The sequence below is a fragment of the Amycolatopsis sp. w19 genome, from assembly GCF_051373225.1.
Taxonomy (GTDB): Bacteria; Actinomycetota; Actinomycetes; order Mycobacteriales; family Pseudonocardiaceae; genus Amycolatopsis; species Amycolatopsis japonica.
In genome coordinates this window covers 1-18625 of record NZ_JBPQFM010000003.1, presented here as the reverse complement: position 1 = coordinate 18625, position 18625 = coordinate 1, and the positions used below count along the sequence as shown (strand labels likewise).

Annotated in this window: 18 protein-coding genes; 10 read left to right on the top strand and 8 right to left on the bottom strand. The window is 68.9% G+C overall.

Annotation, left to right across the window (positions count from 1 at the left end; translation table 11 throughout):
• The first annotated feature begins 199 nt into the window (after positions 1-199).
• Complete coding sequence (locus ACSMFO_RS07645; RefSeq protein WP_436457677.1) at positions 200-1513, top strand: alginate O-acetyltransferase AlgX-related protein; 1314 nt, start codon at positions 200-202, stop codon at positions 1511-1513.
• Here ACSMFO_RS07645 and ACSMFO_RS07640 read toward each other — a convergent pair.
• The 3 genes from ACSMFO_RS07640 to ACSMFO_RS07630 all read right to left on the bottom strand — a co-directional run bounded on the left by ACSMFO_RS07640 (position 1510) and on the right by ACSMFO_RS07630 (position 4329).
• Positions 1510-2391, bottom strand: coding sequence for a metal ABC transporter permease (locus ACSMFO_RS07640; protein ID WP_073845553.1), 882 nt, complete (start codon positions 2389-2391; stop codon positions 1510-1512). The genes ACSMFO_RS07645 and ACSMFO_RS07640 overlap by 4 nt on opposite strands.
• Positions 2392-2566: 175 nt before the next feature.
• Positions 2567-3400, bottom strand: a complete 834-nt coding sequence (locus ACSMFO_RS07635) for a metal ABC transporter ATP-binding protein (RefSeq protein WP_037335299.1) — start codon at positions 3398-3400, stop codon at positions 2567-2569.
• The gene (locus ACSMFO_RS07630) at positions 3400-4329 is read right to left on the bottom strand and encodes a metal ABC transporter solute-binding protein, Zn/Mn family (RefSeq protein WP_073845555.1); all 930 of its coding nucleotides are present in this window, start codon (positions 4327-4329) and stop codon (positions 3400-3402) included. Before ACSMFO_RS07630 ends, ACSMFO_RS07635 begins: the two co-directional genes overlap by 1 nt.
• A gap of 200 nt (positions 4330-4529) precedes the next feature.
• On the opposite strand from ACSMFO_RS07630, the gene ACSMFO_RS07625 reads away from it, so the two are divergent.
• From ACSMFO_RS07625 to ACSMFO_RS07610, 4 genes are all read left to right on the top strand, one after another.
• Positions 4530-5630, top strand: a complete 1101-nt coding sequence (locus ACSMFO_RS07625; protein WP_005165317.1) for a LacI family DNA-binding transcriptional regulator — start codon at positions 4530-4532, stop codon at positions 5628-5630.
• 51 nt (positions 5631-5681) lie between these two features.
• On the top strand, positions 5682-6173 hold the full coding sequence (locus tag ACSMFO_RS07620; protein ID WP_037335294.1) for a beta-class carbonic anhydrase: 492 nt from the start codon (positions 5682-5684) through the stop codon (positions 6171-6173).
• 18 nt (positions 6174-6191) lie between these two features.
• A complete protein-coding gene (locus ACSMFO_RS07615) occupies positions 6192-7067 on the top strand; it encodes an A/G-specific adenine glycosylase (RefSeq protein WP_436457674.1) in 876 nt (291 codons plus the stop codon).
• Positions 7068-7155: 88 nt separating this feature from the next.
• Positions 7156-8118, top strand: a complete 963-nt coding sequence (locus tag ACSMFO_RS07610; protein WP_436457672.1) for a peptidoglycan recognition protein family protein — start codon at positions 7156-7158, stop codon at positions 8116-8118.
• Here ACSMFO_RS07610 and ACSMFO_RS07605 read toward each other — a convergent pair.
• On the bottom strand, positions 8063-9217 hold the full coding sequence (locus ACSMFO_RS07605; RefSeq protein WP_436457671.1) for an MFS transporter: 1155 nt from the start codon (positions 9215-9217) through the stop codon (positions 8063-8065). The genes ACSMFO_RS07610 and ACSMFO_RS07605 overlap by 56 nt on opposite strands.
• Before the next feature lie 166 nt (positions 9218-9383).
• Here ACSMFO_RS07605 and ACSMFO_RS07600 point away from each other — a divergent pair, with 166 nt between their 5' ends.
• The gene (locus tag ACSMFO_RS07600) at positions 9384-10823 is read left to right on the top strand and encodes a M1 family metallopeptidase (RefSeq protein ID WP_436457669.1); all 1440 of its coding nucleotides are present in this window, start codon (positions 9384-9386) and stop codon (positions 10821-10823) included.
• A 426-nt stretch (positions 10824-11249) separates the two neighbouring features.
• Here ACSMFO_RS07600 and ACSMFO_RS07595 read toward each other — a convergent pair whose 3' ends face one another.
• The 3 genes from ACSMFO_RS07595 to ACSMFO_RS07585 are packed head-to-tail and all read right to left on the bottom strand — an operon-like array spanning position 11250 to position 14229.
• Positions 11250-12230, bottom strand: a complete 981-nt coding sequence (locus ACSMFO_RS07595) for a LysR substrate-binding domain-containing protein (RefSeq protein WP_436457667.1) — start codon at positions 12228-12230, stop codon at positions 11250-11252.
• The gene (locus tag ACSMFO_RS07590; RefSeq protein ID WP_436457665.1) at positions 12227-13540 is read right to left on the bottom strand and encodes a purine-cytosine permease family protein; all 1314 of its coding nucleotides are present in this window, start codon (positions 13538-13540) and stop codon (positions 12227-12229) included. The genes ACSMFO_RS07595 and ACSMFO_RS07590 overlap by 4 nt, the downstream gene beginning before the upstream one ends.
• Positions 13541-13542: 2 nt before the next feature.
• Positions 13543-14229: a tRNA-dependent cyclodipeptide synthase gene (locus ACSMFO_RS07585; RefSeq protein WP_436457664.1), complete on the bottom strand. Its 687-nt coding sequence runs from the start codon at positions 14227-14229 to the stop codon at positions 13543-13545.
• A 159-nt stretch (positions 14230-14388) separates the two neighbouring features.
• On the opposite strand from ACSMFO_RS07585, the gene ACSMFO_RS07580 reads away from it, so the two are divergent.
• The 3 genes from ACSMFO_RS07580 (at position 14389) to ACSMFO_RS07570 (ending at position 16232) form a co-directional block, all read left to right on the top strand.
• The gene (locus tag ACSMFO_RS07580; RefSeq protein WP_038520809.1) at positions 14389-15342 is read left to right on the top strand and encodes a LysR family transcriptional regulator; all 954 of its coding nucleotides are present in this window, start codon (positions 14389-14391) and stop codon (positions 15340-15342) included.
• A 92-nt stretch (positions 15343-15434) separates the two neighbouring features.
• Positions 15435-15785 carry a rhodanese-like domain-containing protein gene (locus ACSMFO_RS07575; RefSeq protein WP_037335273.1) on the top strand — a complete coding sequence of 117 codons (351 nt, stop codon included), beginning with the start codon at positions 15435-15437 and terminating at the stop codon, positions 15783-15785.
• A 12-nt stretch (positions 15786-15797) separates the two neighbouring features.
• Positions 15798-16232, top strand: a complete 435-nt coding sequence (locus ACSMFO_RS07570; protein ID WP_038520812.1) for a thioredoxin family protein — start codon at positions 15798-15800, stop codon at positions 16230-16232.
• Here ACSMFO_RS07570 and ACSMFO_RS07565 read toward each other — a convergent pair.
• Positions 16214-17011: an alpha/beta fold hydrolase gene (locus ACSMFO_RS07565; RefSeq protein ID WP_350582879.1), complete on the bottom strand. Its 798-nt coding sequence runs from the start codon at positions 17009-17011 to the stop codon at positions 16214-16216. The two genes, ACSMFO_RS07570 and ACSMFO_RS07565, sit on opposite strands and share 19 nt — an antisense overlap.
• Here ACSMFO_RS07565 and ACSMFO_RS07560 point away from each other — a divergent pair.
• The gene (locus ACSMFO_RS07560) at positions 17010-18446 is read left to right on the top strand and encodes a M1 family metallopeptidase (protein ID WP_436457662.1); all 1437 of its coding nucleotides are present in this window, start codon (positions 17010-17012) and stop codon (positions 18444-18446) included. The two genes, ACSMFO_RS07565 and ACSMFO_RS07560, sit on opposite strands and share 2 nt — an antisense overlap.
• The last annotated feature ends 179 nt before the right edge of the window (positions 18447-18625 follow it).

Here is an 18625-nt window from a genome sequence, read left to right as displayed (position 1 = left end):
CCGCGAAATGCGATCCGGGGCGGGAGGCGCGGGAGGGGGCGTGGGGCCGCCGGGGAGCGGGGCGAATCGCGTTTAGCGGGCTAAACGCGTTTTGGGTGCCCGGGGCCGCGCACCTGCGTTTAGCGGGCTAAACGCGATCCGGGGCGCGGAAGTGAGGCGTTCTCACATGCGGGAGACACGGGGTGATTACGGTGGAGGGGTGGCGTCCGAACCCCAGCAGCTGCCAGCCGTCCACGAGGCGTGGCTTCCGCGCGAGCACGCGTTGCACCGTCCCCGCCACGGCGGCAGGCAGCTGACCGCGCTGATCAGCGCGCTTCTGTTCTTCACCACCCCCGCGCTGCTGTGGGTGTTCGGCGTCCGGCCGGGCGAGATCGAGAACCACAAGCTCGCGAGCTTCCCCGGGCTGGACCGGGGCTGGGGTTTCTTCACCGACATGCCGACCTGGGCGATCGACCAGCTGTCGTTCCGGCCGGGCGCGATCGCCGCCGCCGACGCGATCAGCCGCGGCGTCTTCGGCGAGAGCGCCCCGCTCGACCAGCAGCCACCGCGGCAGCAGGCGGGCCCGATCCCCGCGCCGCCGGCACCGGCGCCGTCCAAGACCGCGCCCACCCAGGGGCCGACGCCGAACGCCGCGTCCGGTTACCGCCGTGTCGTGCAGGGCCACGACGGCTGGCTGTACTACGGCTACGACGCCGACGCGAAATGCGATCCGTCCCGTCCGCTGCCCGAGACCATCGCCAAGATCAACGAGCTGCGGCGCGCGGTCGAGCAGTCCGGGCGCAGGTTCGAGCTCGTCATCGCGCCGGACAAGTCGACGATGGTGCCGCAGTTCCTGCCGGACACCTACCCCGGCAAGGACTGTTCGCGATCGGCCGAGGCGTCCACCTGGCACCGGATGCTCAAGGACGCGCGCGCGATCGACCTGCGGCCCGAACTCCGCGCGTCCGAGGGCCGCGTGCAGCATCCGATCTACCCGCCGAACGACACCCACTGGGCCGATGAGGGCGCACTGGTCATGACGCGCGCCATCGCGAACGCGATCAAGCCGGGGGTCACGCAGACCTGGGTGAGCGTTCCCGTCGGCCAGTACGACACTGTCGCCGATCTGCCGCCGCTGATCAACAAGCAGGGCACGAAGACGAACACGCTGTACAGCCTCCGCCCGGACGGCGTCGCCGAACGCGCGGGCGAGCCGAACGGCGACATCGACCGGCCCATCTACCGCACGGCGAGCCCTTTGATCGGGACCGTGGACGACAAGGTCCTGATCTACGGCGACTCGTTCACGAAGGCGTCTTCGCGGTATCTCTCGGGCGCGTTCACGAACCTGACGATGCTGGCGCACTTCACGCAGAAGACGTCGCAGGCCGAGGCCGTCGACGCGTTCGTGAACGCGAACGTCGTGGTCGTCGAGGCCGTGGAGCGCAGTGTGGCCGGCGGTCAGCTCGCCTTCATCGACCCGAATTTCCTCGAACCGCTGAAGAAGGCGCTCGCCGAGAACCCGATCCGCTAGCGCAGGGCGGGCTGCGCGGTCGCCGTCGGCTCGACGCGGACCCGCGACGTACGCCCGCGCAGCCACGCGACGAGACGGCAGACCAGGTAGATCACGAACGAGATCGTCGTGACGAACGCGCTCACCGGCTTCCCCGGCGCGAGCGAGAGGATGATCCCGCCGAGCGCGGCGATCTCCGCGAACACGATCGACAGCACGGTCGCCTTCCACGGGCTCGCCGTGACCCGCGCGGCCGCCGCGGCCGGGGTCACCATCAGCGAGACCACCAGCAGCGCGCCGACGATCTGCACGCCGAGCGCGCTCGAAATCCCGACCAGCACCGCGAAGATCAGCGACAGCAGCCGCACCGGCACGCCGCGCGCCGTCGCGACCGCCGGGTCGACCGTGGCGAACAGCAGCGGCCGGTAGATCACCGCGAGCACCACCAGTACGACGACCGACGCGCCGACGAGCAGGTTCAGATTGGTCGAGTCGATGGTGATGATCTGCCCGACGAGGATGCCGAACTTGTTGGCGCTGCGGCCTTCGTAGAACGACAGCAGCAGGACGCCCATGCCGAGGCCGAAGGCGAGGATCACGCCGATAACGGAGTCGCGTTCGGACTCGCGGCCGCCGAGGATCCCGATCAGCAGGGCGGCGATGACCGCGCCCGCGAGGCCGCCGAGTTCGACGCCGACGCCCAGCAGCAGCGCGCCCGCGGCGCCGGTGAACGCGAGTTCGGCGGTGCCGTGCACGGCGAACGACATCCGCCGCATGACCACCAGCGGGCCGAGCACGCCGGCCACCAGGCCGAGGACGGCGGCCGCGAGCAGCGCCGTCCGCACGAAGTCGAGGCCGAGGAGTTCGCCGGTCAGGGCGAAGTCGAACATCTTGTCCACGGCGTTTATCCGAGAACCCGCGACCGCGATCGCGTCGCCAGGGCGCGAGTTCGCGTCATCGAGCGCGTTGATTCACCAAGACGCCCTGCCGCCCCGATCGCGGGGCCTCCGGCCAGGGCGGGTTCTGCGTGTGGTCCAGGCCGCACGAATGACCTCACTTCGTCTACCACTTCCGCTACGAAACCTGTTCGTCGATGTGGTGGGGTTCGTCCTCGCACAACGCGCTCTGCGCCCCGGCGACGTGGATCTGCCCGCCGACCTTGAGCACCTCGATCCGCGTCCCGTACAGCTCGGACAGCGTCTCCGAGTTCATCACCTCGTCCGGCTTGCCGACCCGGAACTGGCCGTTCACCAGATAGAGCACCCTGTCCACATAGGACAGGATCGGGTTGATCTCGTGGGTGACGAACAGGACGGCGGTGTCCGCCGAACGCCGACGCTCGTCGATCAGCTCGCTGACCGCGCGCTGGTGCGCGAGGTCGAGGGAGAGCAGCGGCTCGTCGCAAAGCAGGACTTCGGGGTCGCCGACCAGCGACTGCGCGACGCGGAGCCGCTGCTGCTCGCCGCCGGAAAGCCGCCCGACCGGCTGCTTCGCGTACGCCTGGGCGCCGACGGACTCGATCGCCTTCGCCACCAGCTGACGCCGCTTCGAGATCCCGAAGAGCCCGGTGCCCCACCGGTGCCCGTCCAGGCCGAGGCCGACCAGGTCCACCCCGCGCATCGTGAGGCCCTCGTCGAGGGCGCGCTGCTGCGGGATGTAGCCGATCCGCCGGTTGGTCCCGCCGGGGCGCCGCCCCGCGATCTCGACCGTGCCCTCGGGCAGCCCCTGCTGGCCGAGCAGCACCTTGAGCAGGCTGCTCTTCCCGGAACCGTTGGGCCCGAGGATCGCGAGGAACTCGCCGGGTTCGACGTCGAGGTCGAGCCCGGACCAGAGGGTCCTGGTGCCGAACGCGAGGCTCGCCCCACGGACACGGACCGCGGGGCGGGCTTCGGCGGGTACGGAGGTCACTACTTCAGTGCTCCGGCCAGCGCGTCCACTTCCTTGGTCATCCATGCAATGTAGTCGGTCACACCCTGCGGGAGCGTTTCGGTGACGTCGACGACCGCGATGCCGGCGTTCTTGGCGTCGCCGACGACCTGCTGGGTGACCGGGGTGGTGGTCTGCGCGTTGTTGATCAGGGCCTTGACCTGCTTGCCGGAGATCAGCTGCTTGACCTCGTTGAGCGCGGCGGCGGGCACGTCCTGCTCCGCTTCCACGGCCTCGGCGAAGGCAGGCGGAGTCGCGTCGGTGACCTTCGCGCTGTCGAGCAGGTAGTGCGCGACGGGCTCGGTCGCGACGACCTTGGCGTTCGAGGCGCCCAGGCCCGAGACCTTCTTCAGCAGTTCCTGGGTCTTGCCCTTGAACGCGGTCGCGTTGGCGGTGAAGGCGTCCTTCGAGGCGGGCTGGATCTCGCCGAGCTTCGCGGCGACCTGGTCGGCGATCTTCTCGACGCCGGGGAGGCTGTACCAGACGTGCTCGTTCTCGTTGCCGGTCGCGGCGATGTCGACGGCGACCAGCTTCTGCGCGCCGGTGGCCTGGTCGGCGAGCTTCGAGAAGAACTCGTCGTAGCCGCCGCCGTTGGACAGCGTCAGCTTCGCGTTCTTCGCGGCGATGGCGTCGCTCGCGGTGGTCTCGTAGGAGTGCGGGTCGGCCGAGGGGTCGTGGATGATCGAGGTGACCTCGACCTTGTCGCCGCCGACGGCGGTCACGACGCTGCCCCAGACGTCGGTCGAAGCGACGACCTTGATCTTCTCGCCACCCGGGTTCGCGGCGGACGCGTTCGGCGAACCGGAGCCCGTCGACGCCTTGTCGCTCGACGCGCAAGCCGTCGCGCCGAGCGCGAGGACGGCCAGGGCCGACACGGCCGCGAAAACACTCTTAGTACGGCGGGAATTCATTTACTGCACTCCTGCGGATGCCCAGGCCAGGTGTCCCCAATGCCGGGTAATGGAAACCGTTGTCAGATTCAACTGTACCCCATCCGGATGACCATGTTCCCCGTCCAGGCATGAGCTGTACCCAGGGTCACTCTGAATCGAGACCTGCCACACGTCGGGTGATGCTTCTGCAAAACGTTCTGAACCGTTACGGTTTGCGGATGGGCCGTCCTATCCGCACCAGGAGGCAGGCGACACTGGCGTCGTTGGCCGCAGAGCTCGGTGTGTCGAGGACCACCGTCTCCAACGCCTACAACCGACCCGACCAGCTGTCCCCTGAGCTGCGCCGCCGTGTCCTCGAGACCGCGCGCCGCCTCGGCTACCCGGGCCCGGACCCGGTGGCCCGTTCACTGCGGACGCGCAAAGCCGGCGCTGTCGGTCTTTTGCTCACCGAAAACCTCTCCTACGCCTTCCGCGACCCCGCCGCCGTCGGCGTGCTCGAAGGGCTCGCGCTGGCCTGCGAAGACGCGGGCGTCGGCCTGCACCTGGTCCCGGCGAGCCCGGGCCGGGAAGATGTCGCGGCCGTGCACCGCGCCGGCGTCGACGGCTTCGTCGTCTACTCGGTGCCCGACGACGACCCGCATCTGGGCGCCGTGCTGGAGCGCCCGGTGCCGACGGTGATCGTCGACCAGCCACGCGTGGACGGCGTCGACCGGGTCGGCCCGGACGACGCGGCCGCGGTCACCGCCATGGCCGAACACCTCATCTCGCTGGGACACCGGCAGATCGGCGTGCTGTGCATGCGGCTGGCCCGCGAGCGCAACGACGATTTCGTCTCCATCCAGCGGCAGAGCGCCGCCCACTTCCACGTCCAGCGGATCCGGCTGGAGGCGCTGGCCGCCGCGTTCTCGGCGGCCGGGGTCGACTGGGCGACCGTGCCGGTGGTCGAGCGTTTCGACCACACCGTGGACGACGGCGCGTCGGCCGCACGCCAGCTGCTGGACGCGTATCCGCAGGTCACGGCCGTGATCTGCACTTCGGACATTCTCGCTCTCGGCGCGCTGGCCGAGGCGGAGCGCCGTGGGCTGCGCGTGCCGCAGGATCTGACGGTCACCGGGTTCGACGGCATCACCGAGGCCGAGCGTTCCGGGCTCACCACGGTCCACCAGCCGGTGCTCGAAAAGGGCAAGGCGGCGGGCAAGCTCCTGCTCAGCTCCGCCGACCGGGTGGGGCCGAAGGTGATCACGCTCCAGACGGAACTCCGGGTCGGGCGTACGTCCGCGCCGCCGCGGACGGCCGAAGAACGCTGGTTCGGGCCGTGATCTGCGTCCGCCCGCGTTGCCCTCGCCCGGCGCGTCGGTTCCAATGAACACGTGACCTCAATCGACGTACTGCTCAAGCGAAACCAGGAGCTGGGTGATGTCACTCCTGGTGACCGCTCGTCTCCGAGGCCATCGCTCCACGTGACGATCCTGACCTGCATGGACGCCCGTATCCGGGTGTTCGAGATCTTCGGCCTGATCCAGGGTGAAGCCCACATCCTGCGCAACGCGGGCGGCGTCGTCACCGACGACATGATCCGCTCGCTCGCGCTCAGCCAGCGGAAGCTCGGCACGCGTGAGGTGCTGATCGTGCAGCACACCGACTGCGGCCTGTCCATGGTCACCGAGGACGACTTCAAGGACGAACTCGAAGCCGCCAGCGGGCTGCGCCCGACGTGGTCGGTCGAGGCGTTCCGGGTGGTGGAGGACAGCGTGCGCCGGTCGGTGCAGCGCGTGCGGCGCAGCGACTTCCTGGCGCATACCGACAACGTGCGCGGTTTCGTCTACGACGTAAAACTAGGCCGCCTGACCGAGGTCGAGTAAGGGTTTTAAGCTGGCCCAGTGGGCGTCGACGCGGATGTGCTGACCGACTGGTTCGACGAAGTGGGGCGCGACCTGCCCTGGCGTGAGCCGGAATGCTCCGCCTGGGGCGTGCTCGTCAGCGAGATCATGCTGCAGCAGACCCCGGTCGCGCGCGTCCAGCCGATCTGGCTCGAATGGATGGCGCGCTGGCCGGTGCCGTCGGCGCTGGCGGCGTCGTCGCAGGGCGAGGTCGTGCGTGCCTGGGGCAAACTCGGCTACCCGCGGCGCGCGCTGCGGCTGCACGCCGCGGCGGCCGTCATCGCCGCCGAACACGGCGACGTCGTTCCGTCCGATGTGGACACTCTGCTCGCGTTGCCGGGTATCGGCGCGTACACCGCCCGCGCGGTCGCGGCCTTCGCCTACGGCAAACGCGCGCCGGTGGTGGACACGAACGTCCGGCGCGTGGTCGCCAGGGCGGTGCACGGCGCGGGTGACGCCGGGCCGCCGTCGAACACCCGCGACATGGCCGACGTCGAGGCGCTGCTCCCGCCGGAGGACGCGCCCGCCGCGAAACTCTCGGCGGCGCTGATGGAACTCGGCGCGCTCGTCTGCACGGCGCGCTCGCCGCGCTGCGCGGACTGCCCGATCTACGAAGACTGCGCTTGGCAGCACGCGGGCAAACCCGCCTACGCCGGGCCCGCGAAACAGGTCCAGAAGTTCGCCGGTACCGATCGCCAGGTGCGCGGGTTGCTGCTCGACGTCCTGCGCGGCAGCGAAGGCCCGGTCGAGAAGGCGAGGCTCGATCTCGTGTGGGACGAATCCGGGCAGCGTGACCGTTGCCTCGACTCCCTGCTCGTCGACGGCCTCCTCGAACAGACCCAGGACGGTCTGTTCGCACTCCCTGGCGAACACTAACGCATTACGACAAAAGTTGGTCAATGGTTGTCATCGGCGCGATGGCGGGTTAGTTTTCCGGCCAACGCGCATGATGGGAGTTACGCCCGTGGCCGACTTCGACCGACGTACCGCGCTCAAGGGCGGCCTGACGGTAAGCGCCGTCGGGCTACTGGGGACAGCGACGATTTCCGCCGCCGATGCGGCGTCTGGGGTGGCAGAACCCAAGATTCACGACACGACGGCCTGGAACGCCCGCCCGCCGGCCGGGGCGATCGAGGTGCAGAACCACAAACCGACGTACATCGTCGTGCACCACACGGTCGATCCGGGGAACGTCACCGACTACACGCTCGAACACGCCTTCTGGGCGTCGCGTTCGATCCAGAATTTCCACATGGACACCCGTGGCTGGATCGACACCGGCCAGCAGTTCACGAACAGCCGCGGCGGGCACATCACCGAAGGGCGGCACCGCAGCCTGGAGATCCTGCGCGGCGGGACCCGGCACGTGCTGGGCGCGAACGTGGGCAACAACAACAGCACCTGCATCGGCATCGAGAACGAGGGCCTCTACAGCAAGGAGGACGTCACGCCCGCGCTCTGGGACTCGCTGGTGAAGCTGGTCGCGTACATCGCGTCGCAGTACGGGATCTCGCCGGAGTTCATCAAGGGACACCGGGACTTCAACTCGACCGAATGCCCGGGAACCGTGCTGTACAACCGGCTTCCCGAGCTGCGCACGGAGGTCGGCAAGCTGCTGGGCACCGCGTCGCCCAAGGTGGACCCGCCGGAGTGGCCGCTGCTCAAACCCGGCGACTCCGGACCTCGTGTGCGGGCGGCACAGGAACTCCTGCGGGCACGCGGTTTCGCCGTCCCGGTCGACGGCCTGTTCGGACAGTCCACAAAGGATGCGGTCGCCGCGGTGGCGGCCCGCAACGGGCTGGAGCGCGATACCTGCGGTGCGACGGCGGCGACCGACGAGACCGGGTTCCTCGGCTCCGACGTCTGGCCGCTCATCGTCGGCTCCGGCACCGATCCGCGGGCGCTGAAGGCACGACTCGCCGGCTGAACAGCAGCGGCGCGAGGATCACCACGGCCGCGCACCACGGGAGCGACGACGTTCCCAGCGGCAGCAGCAGCCCGCCGACGAGGGCTCCCCCGGCGACGGCGCCGTTCCAGGCCGCGATCGTGAGCGACTGGGCGGCGTCGGCCGTGGGGCCCGCGAGCAAGGCGGTGACGGCCTGGAACGCGGTCGGCGCGCCGCCGAATCCCAGGCCCCACAAGGCCGCGGCGGCCAGCACGAGCCCGTGGACGCCGTCGCTGACCCCCAGCAGGACGATGGCGGCGGCGGTCACGGCGGAGCACGACACGAGCACCGCGCGCGGACGGCTGTCGAGCGCGGAGCCGGCCACGACCAGCCCGCCCACCGTGGCGCAGCCGAACACCAGCAGCACCGCGCCCAGCATCGGTGCCACGTCGAGCCCGGCGAGCACCGGACCGATGTAGGTGTAGGCCACGTTGTGCCCTAACGAGAACAGCCCCACCGTCGCCAGTACGGGACGCATCCCCGGCAGCCGTGACGCGGCCAGCGGCCGGGTGGGCCGCGACGCTTCCGGGGGCACGGCGGGGACCACGGCGGAAACCCAGGCCAGCAGCGGCACGGAGATCAGCGCCATCGCGGCGAAGGCCCAGCGCCAGTCGGCGAATTCGCCGAGTGCGGTACCCGCGGGCACGCCCAGCGCGAAGCCGATCGGCGTGCCCGACATCGCGACGGCCAGCGCGCGTCCGGTGAGTCCCGGCGGGGCGAGCCGCATCGCGTAACCCGCGACGAGCGACCACATCACCCCGGTCAGCGCACCGGAAACCACCCGTGTCGCCAGGATCAGCGGATACGACGAGGACACGGCGATCACCAGATTCGTCGCCAGGAAGCCGAAGATCAGCGCCAGGAGCAAGCGTTTGCGCAGCACCCGGAGGGTCGCTCCCGTGAGCGGGATGGCGGTGAGCGCGGTCGTGATCGCGTAGACCGTCACCAGCTGCCCGGTGGCCGACGGCGAGACGCCCAGGTCCTCGGACATGCCCAGCAGCAGTCCGGCGGGGAGCACTTCGGTGAGGCAGCCGAGGAACACCGTGGTCGTCAGCGCGAGCAGCGCCGGGAGGGGCAGCATGCCTCGACGATCTCTTCCGCTGGGTGACGCGGATAGTCCCTGGCGGGTATGCCGCGCGGTTATCGGCCGGGATAACCCGGCGGCATGACCGGCTGGCAGTGCCGCGCGCCGCGCGGACGTACGCACGATGACCGGGCACCCTCCCCGTCAGAGAGAAGGCTCGTTCATGACCGTGCGGATCCGGTGGCAGGAGCCACTGTGCACCGCGTTGCTCGCCACCACGATGCTCGGCGCCTGCCCGGCTTCGGCGGTGGCCAAGCCGGCCCCCGGCAGCGACGGGTACGTGCACGTTTCACCCGACGGCACCGTCCTCGGACCCGATCCTTACTACCCGAAGGACGGCAACGGCGGCTACGACGTCGACCAGTACTCACTCGCGTTGGACTACGCGCCGTACTCGATGTTCTTGAGCGGCAAGGCGACCATCACCGCGACCGCGACCCAGGAGCTGGACCGGTTCGACCTCGACCTGCGGGGTCTCACCGTCCGTTCGGTCACCGTCGACGGTGTGGCCGCGACGTTCCGCCGGGAGGGTGAACACGAGCTGGTGATCACGCCGCGGACCCCGTTGGCCAACGGTGCGCGGTTCACCGTGGTGGTCGGGTACGACGGGCGTCCGGAACCGATCGCCACGGCGCGGGGACGGGTCGGCTGGCTGGCCACGTACGGCGATTCCGCCGTCGCCACCGGGCAGCCGCGTTCGGCGATGACCTGGTTCCCGGTCAACGGCACCGAAGTCGACAAGGCGACCCTGCGCGTCTCCGTCACCGTGCTGGACGAATTCTCCGTGCTGGGCAACGGTTTTCAGGTCTCCGACGTGCCCGCCGGCGTCGGGCGGCACACCGTCACCTGGTCGGAGGAGACCGCGCTCGCGCCGAGCACGGCGATGCTCGGCATCGGCCGCTGGGAGGTCGAGAGGATCACCCTTCCCGGTGGGCGGACCGCGATCAACGCCTACCACCCGTGCGCCGTGGACAAGCGGAAGATCGGCGGGCGGCTGCCGGAGGTCCTGGAATTCCTCACCGGGAAGTTCGGCGACTACCCGCAGTCGGCGGCGGGCGGGCTGTTCCTCGACCGCTCCCTCGGCTACACGCACGGCGCCCAGACCAGGCCGGTGTACGGCCGCGCCGCCACGATCGCCGATCTGGTGTACGCGAGCGCGTACCAATGGTGGGGAGCCGGGGTGAGCGGCAAGATGTGGCGCGACGCGCTGATGCCCGAGTCCATCGCGCGGTACGCGGTGTGGCTGTGGGACGAGAAGAACGGCGTCGATCCGGATCGTCGCTACCGCGAGATGGTGGCGAAGGTGCGCGACGACGCGGCTTTCTGGGCGCCGAAGCTCACCGATCCGGGCAAGGGCACCGAATTCGCGCCGACGGCCAAAGCGGTGCTGATGGTGCACGCGCTGCGCCGTCTCGTCGGCGACGACGCGTTCTTCCAGATCCTGGCGGGCTTCCCGGTGATCAATCCGCAGGGAAACCAGAACTGGCACGACTTCGAGCTCTACGTCTCCGCGATGACGCAACGCGATCTCGGCGAGTTCAATCACGCTTGGCTGGACGGCACGGTGCGGCCGCCGGACTCGCTGCTCTTTCCCGGGAGCTGAACGACGTCGTGAGTGGTAAGACGGTGGGTTGCGAAAGCCACTTTCGCAACCTTCAACGTTGCGAAAGTGGCTTTCGCGACATCGGCCGTGACCTGGCCCGGTACCCCGTCCTGGCGATCATGTCGCGAAAGCCACTTTCGCGACGTCTGATGTCCCGAAAGTGGCTTTCGCGACACATCGCCGGTGGTTCTCTTGAGGGGTCGTGCTCGCGGGCGGGGTCGGCGGTGGGGCGAAGGCTCCCTTCGCCGCGTCTAATCCGGTGAAGGGAGCCTTCACCCCGGGTCACCCACCCGCGCCGACCACCCCGCCGCCAGCGCCCGTGTCGCGAAACCCACTTTCGCAACGCGTTCGACAGGCGGAAGAGCGCGGTGACCCCCTTGATGTCCCTTGTGGACGGTGGGCCGCGCACAACACGCCACCTTTGCCTCACCGCTCACGAGGCCTGGCCAGGTACTCCGCGTAGACGGGCGCCGTCCGCGCCTCGGCCCAGTACGCGTCAACCACGGCGGAGAGCAGCTCTTCCCGCCGCCCGGCCACGAAAGTCTCCTTGTTCCAGGCGAGAACATGCCTGCGCGGCAACACATCCCCGCGCAGTGGCCGCGTCACGACGCCGTGGTCACCCGGATCGCAGATCGGCTGGGACAGTCCGATCGCGCCCGCTTTGACCACCAGCAGCGCCACCTGCTGCGAAGTCACCTGATGGGTGAACGACGGCGTGAAACCGTGCCGCGCGCAGGTGTCGGCGAAGTACTTTGTGAACGTGGCCGCCGATGAATCGGACACCATCACCCACGATTCGTCCCGCAGGTCGCGCAGGTCGACGACCTTCTCCCGCGCCAGCGGATGGAACGCCGGCAGCAGGACGAAGGTCGGCTCGGTCACCACCACCGCGGTGTCCACGTTCGCGGGGATTTCGAGTTCGTAGCCCGGATAGTCCTTGACGAGCGCCAATTCCGCGCGCCGCTGGGCCAGCAGCGGCAACAGCCGCTCGGGATGGTCGTCGTGCACGACCTGCACCTCGGAGACCTCCGGCCACAACCGGGTCACCAGCGACGGAAGACATGACACCAGCGCACTGGCCACCGCGGCCACCCGGACCACGGCGGGCGGACCGCTGGGGCAGACGCGCTGCTCGATGTCTTCGAGCAGTTTGTCCAGCTGTGGCAGCAAAGCGGCGGTGCGGCGCAACAGCAGCTCCCCCATCGGGGTCGGTGTCACGCCGCCTTCGCACCGGTCGAACAGCTGGTAGCCCAGCATGTTCTCCAGCCGTTTGAGTTGCGCGGAAACCGCGGGCTGGGTGACGCCCAGCGCGATCGCGGCACGGGAAAGGCTGCCCGTGTCCGCGATCGCCCGGATCACCCGCAGGTGGTGGACATCCAGCTGTACGACGTCGAACTCCTTTGTCACGAACGGGTTTTCGACCCGCCGGAAGAAGTCGTGGCCGCGGGAACCGCCGCGACCGTGGTCCGTCTGCCGAGAAGAACATACAGCAGAAAAGCCGCGAAAACGGAGTTCACCGTGGGGATTCCCCATGGCAGCCAGACCCCCACCGCCGCCCCGGCCGCCCAGCAGATCAGCGCGGCGGGAACCCAGGACGGGCAGGTGGACGGCAGTTCCCCCGACGCGCGGGTGGCGTCCAGCTCCGGTTTCCAGCGCCGGACCACGTAGTACTCGGCGATCACCACCCCCGCCACCGGCGGCGTGAGCACGCCGACCCACGTCAGGAAGGTGGTGAAGTGATCGAGGATGCCGATCGCGGAGAGCACCGTGCCGAGGCCGCCGAGCAGCAGGGTCGCAGTGGTGCGGTCCAGCCGCCGGGACAGCAGCACCTGCGCGGCGTTCACCAGCCCGAGCGAGGACGAGTAAAGGTTCCAGTCGTTGATCTTCAGGATCGCGGTGACCAGGATCAGCGTGCCGAGCACCCCGGACGACGAGGTGATGATCCCGACCACGTCGGCGCTTTTCGCCGCGTGCGCGAGCAGCACCCCGATCAGGCCGATCAGGTACTGGCCGAGGGTGACGCTGACCAGGGTCTGCTTCACCACGTCGGACGCGGTCCGGTTGAACCGGGTCATGTCCGGCGTCATGATCGCGCCCATGATGAAGGCGCCCGCCACCAGCGTGGTGCCCTGCGCCAGCGACATCGACGGCCCCGGCGGCGGCTCGGCCATCAACGCGGGCAGCGAATGGTCGCCGAGCGCCGCGATGATCGAAAACCCCGCCAGCGCCAGGAAAGCGGGCACCGTCAGATACGCCGTCCAGGCCATCGCGTGGAAGCCGAACACGACGATCGCGGTGACCAGCGCGCCGCCCGCGAGCGCCCACACCCACACCGGCGGGCCGCCCATCAACGCGTGCAGACCGTGGGCGAAGACGTCGTTCTGCACCCCGAACCAGCCGGCCAGGCTCACCGTCATCAGGAGCCCGACCAGCGACGATCCGCCGGTGCCGAACCCGGCCCAGCGCGCGAGCACCGACGTCGAAAGACCTTCCCGGGTGCCGGCGACCCCCATCAGGATGGTGATGATCTCCAGCAGTACGGAGCCGATCGTGATGGCGAGGACCGCGTCCCAGAACGTCATCCCGAACCCCAGCACCGCGCCGAGCAGGAACTGATGGAACGAGGAAACCTGCCCGAACCGTTGCAGCGCGACGGAAACCCAGGAGTAGCGGCGGTCGGCGGGTACCCGGCGCAGGGAGAAGTCGTCGTGTTCCACGCTCACACCACCCGTTCCGGAACGGCTTGTTCGAGGACGACGAAACCTTGGCCTGGCAAGGGCCGCCACGAGAGTTCGCCTCGGTAGAGCCGTTCGAGGAAGCCGACCCGCTGGTGATAGGCGAACACTGAGCTTTCGACGCCGGCCACGGCGACGGTGCCGACGAACATCGGCAACTCGGCGAGGAAGTACCGGACGGCGCTGCGCAACTGGTCACGGGTGGGGTGTTCGCCTTCGGGCAGGCGCCGGCCCAGCACCCAGCCCGTGGCGCCGAGGCATTGCTCGGCGAACTCCGGATCGGTGGCGAACCGTTGGTGTGCCTCGGAAAGCAGGCCGAGGTACGCGCTGTCGGCCTCCAGCGCCGAGGCGTCCAGTATCAAGGTGTGCGGATCCGCAGGGCAGACCTGCTGCAGCGCGCGGACGATCTTGTTGCGCGTGTAATTGCCCTGCCGTTGCGCCTTTTGCGCGGCGCGGACCGGGTCGTAACCGAGCGCTTCGAGGGTGAACGCGGACGGGCCGTCCGGGACGAAGAAATGGAATCCCCGAAAGGCCGACATGGCCCAGCGGGCGAGATCGGCGATACGGTCCACCGTGAAATGGCTGTTGAACGGGCTGACGCCGAGACAAACGTGCTCGGCCCGCGCCAGCGGATCGGCGCATTGCTCCGTGAGTGGCAGTGGTCGCGGCAAGACGGCTCCTGATTCGCGTGATCTGCGGGGCGTCGACCGAACGTAGCCACGGCACTCCTGCGCGGGTATTGCCGGCGAATGTTGTCACCGGGTTATGAGAAATCGGCTGTCTCTACTTTCGGGGGTGCCGGGCGCGAACCGGTCGCGGTATACGAAGTCATGGAGATTCAGGTTCGGCATCTTCGCGTGATCTGTGAGATCGCCGCCGCCGGCAGTCTCAATCGTGCCGCGGCCGGGCTGGGACTCGGGCAACCCGCGCTCAGCCACCAGTTGCGCCGGATCGAGCGGATGGTCGGCGGCCCGCTGTTCCACCGCGACCAGCACGGGGTGCGGCCCACCGAACTCGGCGCCCTGATCCTGCGGCGGGCACGGGCGATCGTGCTCACCTTCGACGAACTGGAGCACGACTTCCACCGTCAGGAGCCCGAGACGGGCGAATCGATCCGGATCGGCTGGAACGACAGCGCCATCACGGGTTCACTGCTCGGCGGCCTGCGCGATCTGCGTCCGGGCGAGCCGTTCCGCACGCGCGCCGACACTTCGCGCACGCGGCTGCTCGCGCAGGTCGCGAACCGGGGCATCGACCTGGCGCTGATCATGATCTGCGGCCGTCGCGGTCTCCCCGTGCCGCCGGAAGTGCGGACGCTGACGCTGGTCGAGGAGCCGTCTTTCGTCGCCATCCCCGCGGAACATCCGCTCGCCGGCGAGGAAGAGATCGAGCTCGCCGAACTCGCCGGGGAGGACTGGATCGTGTCGAGCGGCGGCGACGGCTGCCGGGTGGTGTTCCGCGAAATGTGTCTCGCGCACGGTTTCGATCCGCGGATCACCCACGACGTCGACATCGACACCGCACGGGAAGACCTGGTCAGCGGCGGGTACGGCGTCGGGCTGGTCCAGCCGACCCGGCCACCGGCGGACGGGCTGGCCATCCGGCCGCTGGCGGGCGCGCCGATGTGTGTGCGGCATGTGCTGGCGTGGCGGGAAGACGGTCCGTGCGCGCACGGGGTCCCGGAACTCGCCACCGAGGCGAGGGCGGGCTATTGGCGGCTCGCCGAACGGACGGCGTCGTACCGCTCCTGGTTGCACCGCCACGGAAGGGTGGCCGCTGGATAACCCCTCGGCATGCCGAGGCGGCACTAGAGCGTGTCCCGCGAGGCGTCCGACGATGTGCATCGTCAATCACGGTCGCCGAAAGAAGGGGCACCATGCTGCCGCTGATCACCCGTACGGAACTGCTTTCCCGGATGGAGTCCGGTTCGGTGGTCGTGGTCGACACGATGCCGGTCGCCTATTTCGACAAGGAACATCTGCCGGAAGCGCGCAACATTCCGGGTTTCCCGTACGAACGGGCCGCCGAATTCACCGACCGGCTGGCACCCGTGGTGCTTCCGGACAAGGCCGCCGCGATCGTCGTCTATTGCGCGAACACGCCGTGCCGCAACAGTGAATTCGTCGGACGGCGGCTGCTGGAGCTCGGATACACGAACGTCCGCAAGTACCGCGAAGGCATCGAAGACTGGGTCGCGAACGATCTTCCGACCTGGTCTTCGTCCTGAAAGGAGATCGTCTTGTCCAAGGTCAAACGATTCGTCTGCGTGCTGGCCGGTGCGCTGGCACTCGTCACCGGATTCGGCGGCGGCGTGGCTTCGGCCGCACCGAAGGCCGAGAACGTGATGACGGTGACTTCGGCCAACTACGCCGAGGTCATGGACATCTCGAAGCAGAAGCTGGTCATCATGGACTTCGGCGCGACCTGGTGCCCGCCGTGCCGCCAGATGAAACCGGTGATCGAGCGGCTCGCCGGTGAATACGGCGGGCGGTTCCTGCTGGGCGAGGTCGACGTCGACCGGAGCCGTGACCTGTCCACCCGGTACAACATCCGCTATCTCCCGACGCTGGTCGGCGTCCGCAACGCCGCCGAACTGCCGTCGTCGCGGAACATCGGTTACCCGGGCGAAGCGCGATTGCGCGCCTGGATCGACGCTCAGCTCGCGAAGGGCTGACCGATGACGTCGGAGAGAAACGCTTCGACGGCACCGAGGTAGGTCTCCGGCGCTTCGTCGTGCACCACGTGCCCGGCGCCTTGGACGACGATGTGCCGTCCGAGGCCGCCGGGCACGCGGGCGGCCAGTTCGGCCTGCTGGCCGTGCGGCATCGCGGTGCGTTCGCCCTCGATCGCGAGCAGCGGACACTTGACGCGTTCGACGAACTCCCAGAAATCACGCCGTCCCCACTCGGCCGCGATCTCGTACAGGTCCGTGAGCGACGCGATCAGGTGATAGCCGTCTTCGCGTTCCTCGACGCATTCGATGAAGTAGTCGCCGGTGTCGCCGAAGAACTCGCGCACGTGGGCCAGCGACCGGAACGGGACCGGCCACGACTCGAAATACCCGCGCCAGGTGTCCACCGTCCGGCCGCGCTGATCCGGCGCGAAGTCCTCGCAGACCACGGCGCGGACGAGTTCGGGATGCCTGGCCGCGGTGACCCACGCGTGCAGGCCGCCCATCGAGTGTCCGATCAGGATCGCCGGTTCGTCGAAGGTCCGCAGCACCTCGGCGACGTCGTCGGTGAACCGTTCGGTGCGCCAGGGCCCGCCGCGCGGCCCGCGTCCGTGCCCGCGCGCGTCGAGGCCGTGGACACGCCCGTACGGTTCGAGCCTTCGCGCGACCCGCCACCACGTCGTCGCCCTGCCCATCAGCCCGTGCAGCAGGACGATCGGCGGCCCGTCACCGCCGAAGGTGACCAACCCGTCGCGCTGAATCACCACTAAGCTCCCCTCCATGCGCAGCCGTGTCCCCGCCGCCGGTCTGGTCCTGGGGGTCGTCTGCGCCCTGATTATCGGCTGCACCGCCGATCCTCCTCCGGCCACGCCCCCTCCGCCGATGAACCCGGCGCCGGGTGTTTCGGGCGCGGGCGACCCGTACTACCCGATGGACGGAAACGGCGGCTACGACGCGACCGAATACCAGGTCGGGATCACTTACGACCCCGCGAAAGGGCGGCTCGACGGCGACACCACGGTGATCGCGAAAGCGACCCAAGACCTCAATCGGTACAACTTGGACTTACGCGGCCTGACGGTCCAATCCGTTGAAGTGGACGGGAAACCGGCGAAGTTCGCGCGCGAGGGCGAATTCGAACTGGTGGTGACACCCGCCGAGCCGATCCGGAACGGGACCTCCTTCCGCACGAAGGTCCTCTACGGCGGCGACCCGTCGGCGACGCCCAAGGCGGGTGGCAGCGAGAACGGCTGGCAGAAGTCGAAGGACGGCGGCGCGTTCATCGTCGGCGAGCCGCATTCGGCGTCGTTCTGGTATCCCGTCAACGAAACCCCGCGCGACAAGGCGATGTTCACCCTCAACGCCCGCGTGCCGGACGGCTGGACCGTCATCTCGAACGGGCGCGAGATCCAGAAGACCGCGGCGAACGGCTGGACGACGACGTCCTGGCAGGAACGCACCCCCGTGGCGGCGTACCTGACCACGGTGGCGATCGACAAGTTCACCGTCGACCGGATGGCGCTCCCGGACGGGACGCCGGTGGTCAACGCGTACGCGCCGGGCGCCGAGGACCGGCGCGACACGGGCAGGCGGCTGCCGGAGATCATCGGCTTCCTGAGCTCGAAGTTCGGGCCGTACCCGGTGGACGCCGCGGGCGGTATCTATCTCGACGAGGACATCCACTTCTCGCTGGAGACCCAGACCAGGCCGACCTACGCGAAATGGGCCGACCTGATCACCGTGGTGCATGAGACCGCACACCAGTGGTTCGGCGATTCGGTGACGCTGAATTCGTGGTCGGACATCTGCCTCAACGAATGTCTCGCGTCGTACGCGCAATGGCTGTGGCAGGAGTCGCGGGACAACGAGAACCTGGACGACCGTTATCGCGCCGCACTGGAGATCATGCGGGGCAGTACCGATTTCTGGAAGCCGAAGCTGGTCGGCATGGGGGCGGGGCAGGAATTCCACGGCGTCTACGACAAAGGGATCCTGGCCGTCCACGCGCTGCGGCGGAAGATCGGCGAAGGCGCTTTCGCGCGGCTGCTGAAGGAATGGCCGGCGGCGCACCGGAACGCCAACGCGACCTGGGCGGATTTCGAGGCGTTCACGATCAAGCTTTCGGAGCAGGACCTGCGGCCGTTCTTCGACGCGTGGTTCCACGGGACGACGATCCCGCCGGACGCCGAACTCCTTCCGGGCACCCTGCGCGGCTGACCCCACCCCACCCCGCATTTAGTCCTCTGAATGCCGGCCGTGCGGGCACCTCACCCCCGCATTGGCGCGTTGCGAAAGCCACAGTGATGATGATGTGTGTGGATGGAGTTCTGGCGGGGTCTGGCTCGGAAAGCCACTGACGCCCTGGTTGGGGTTGTCTTGTGAAAGATCTGCCGGCT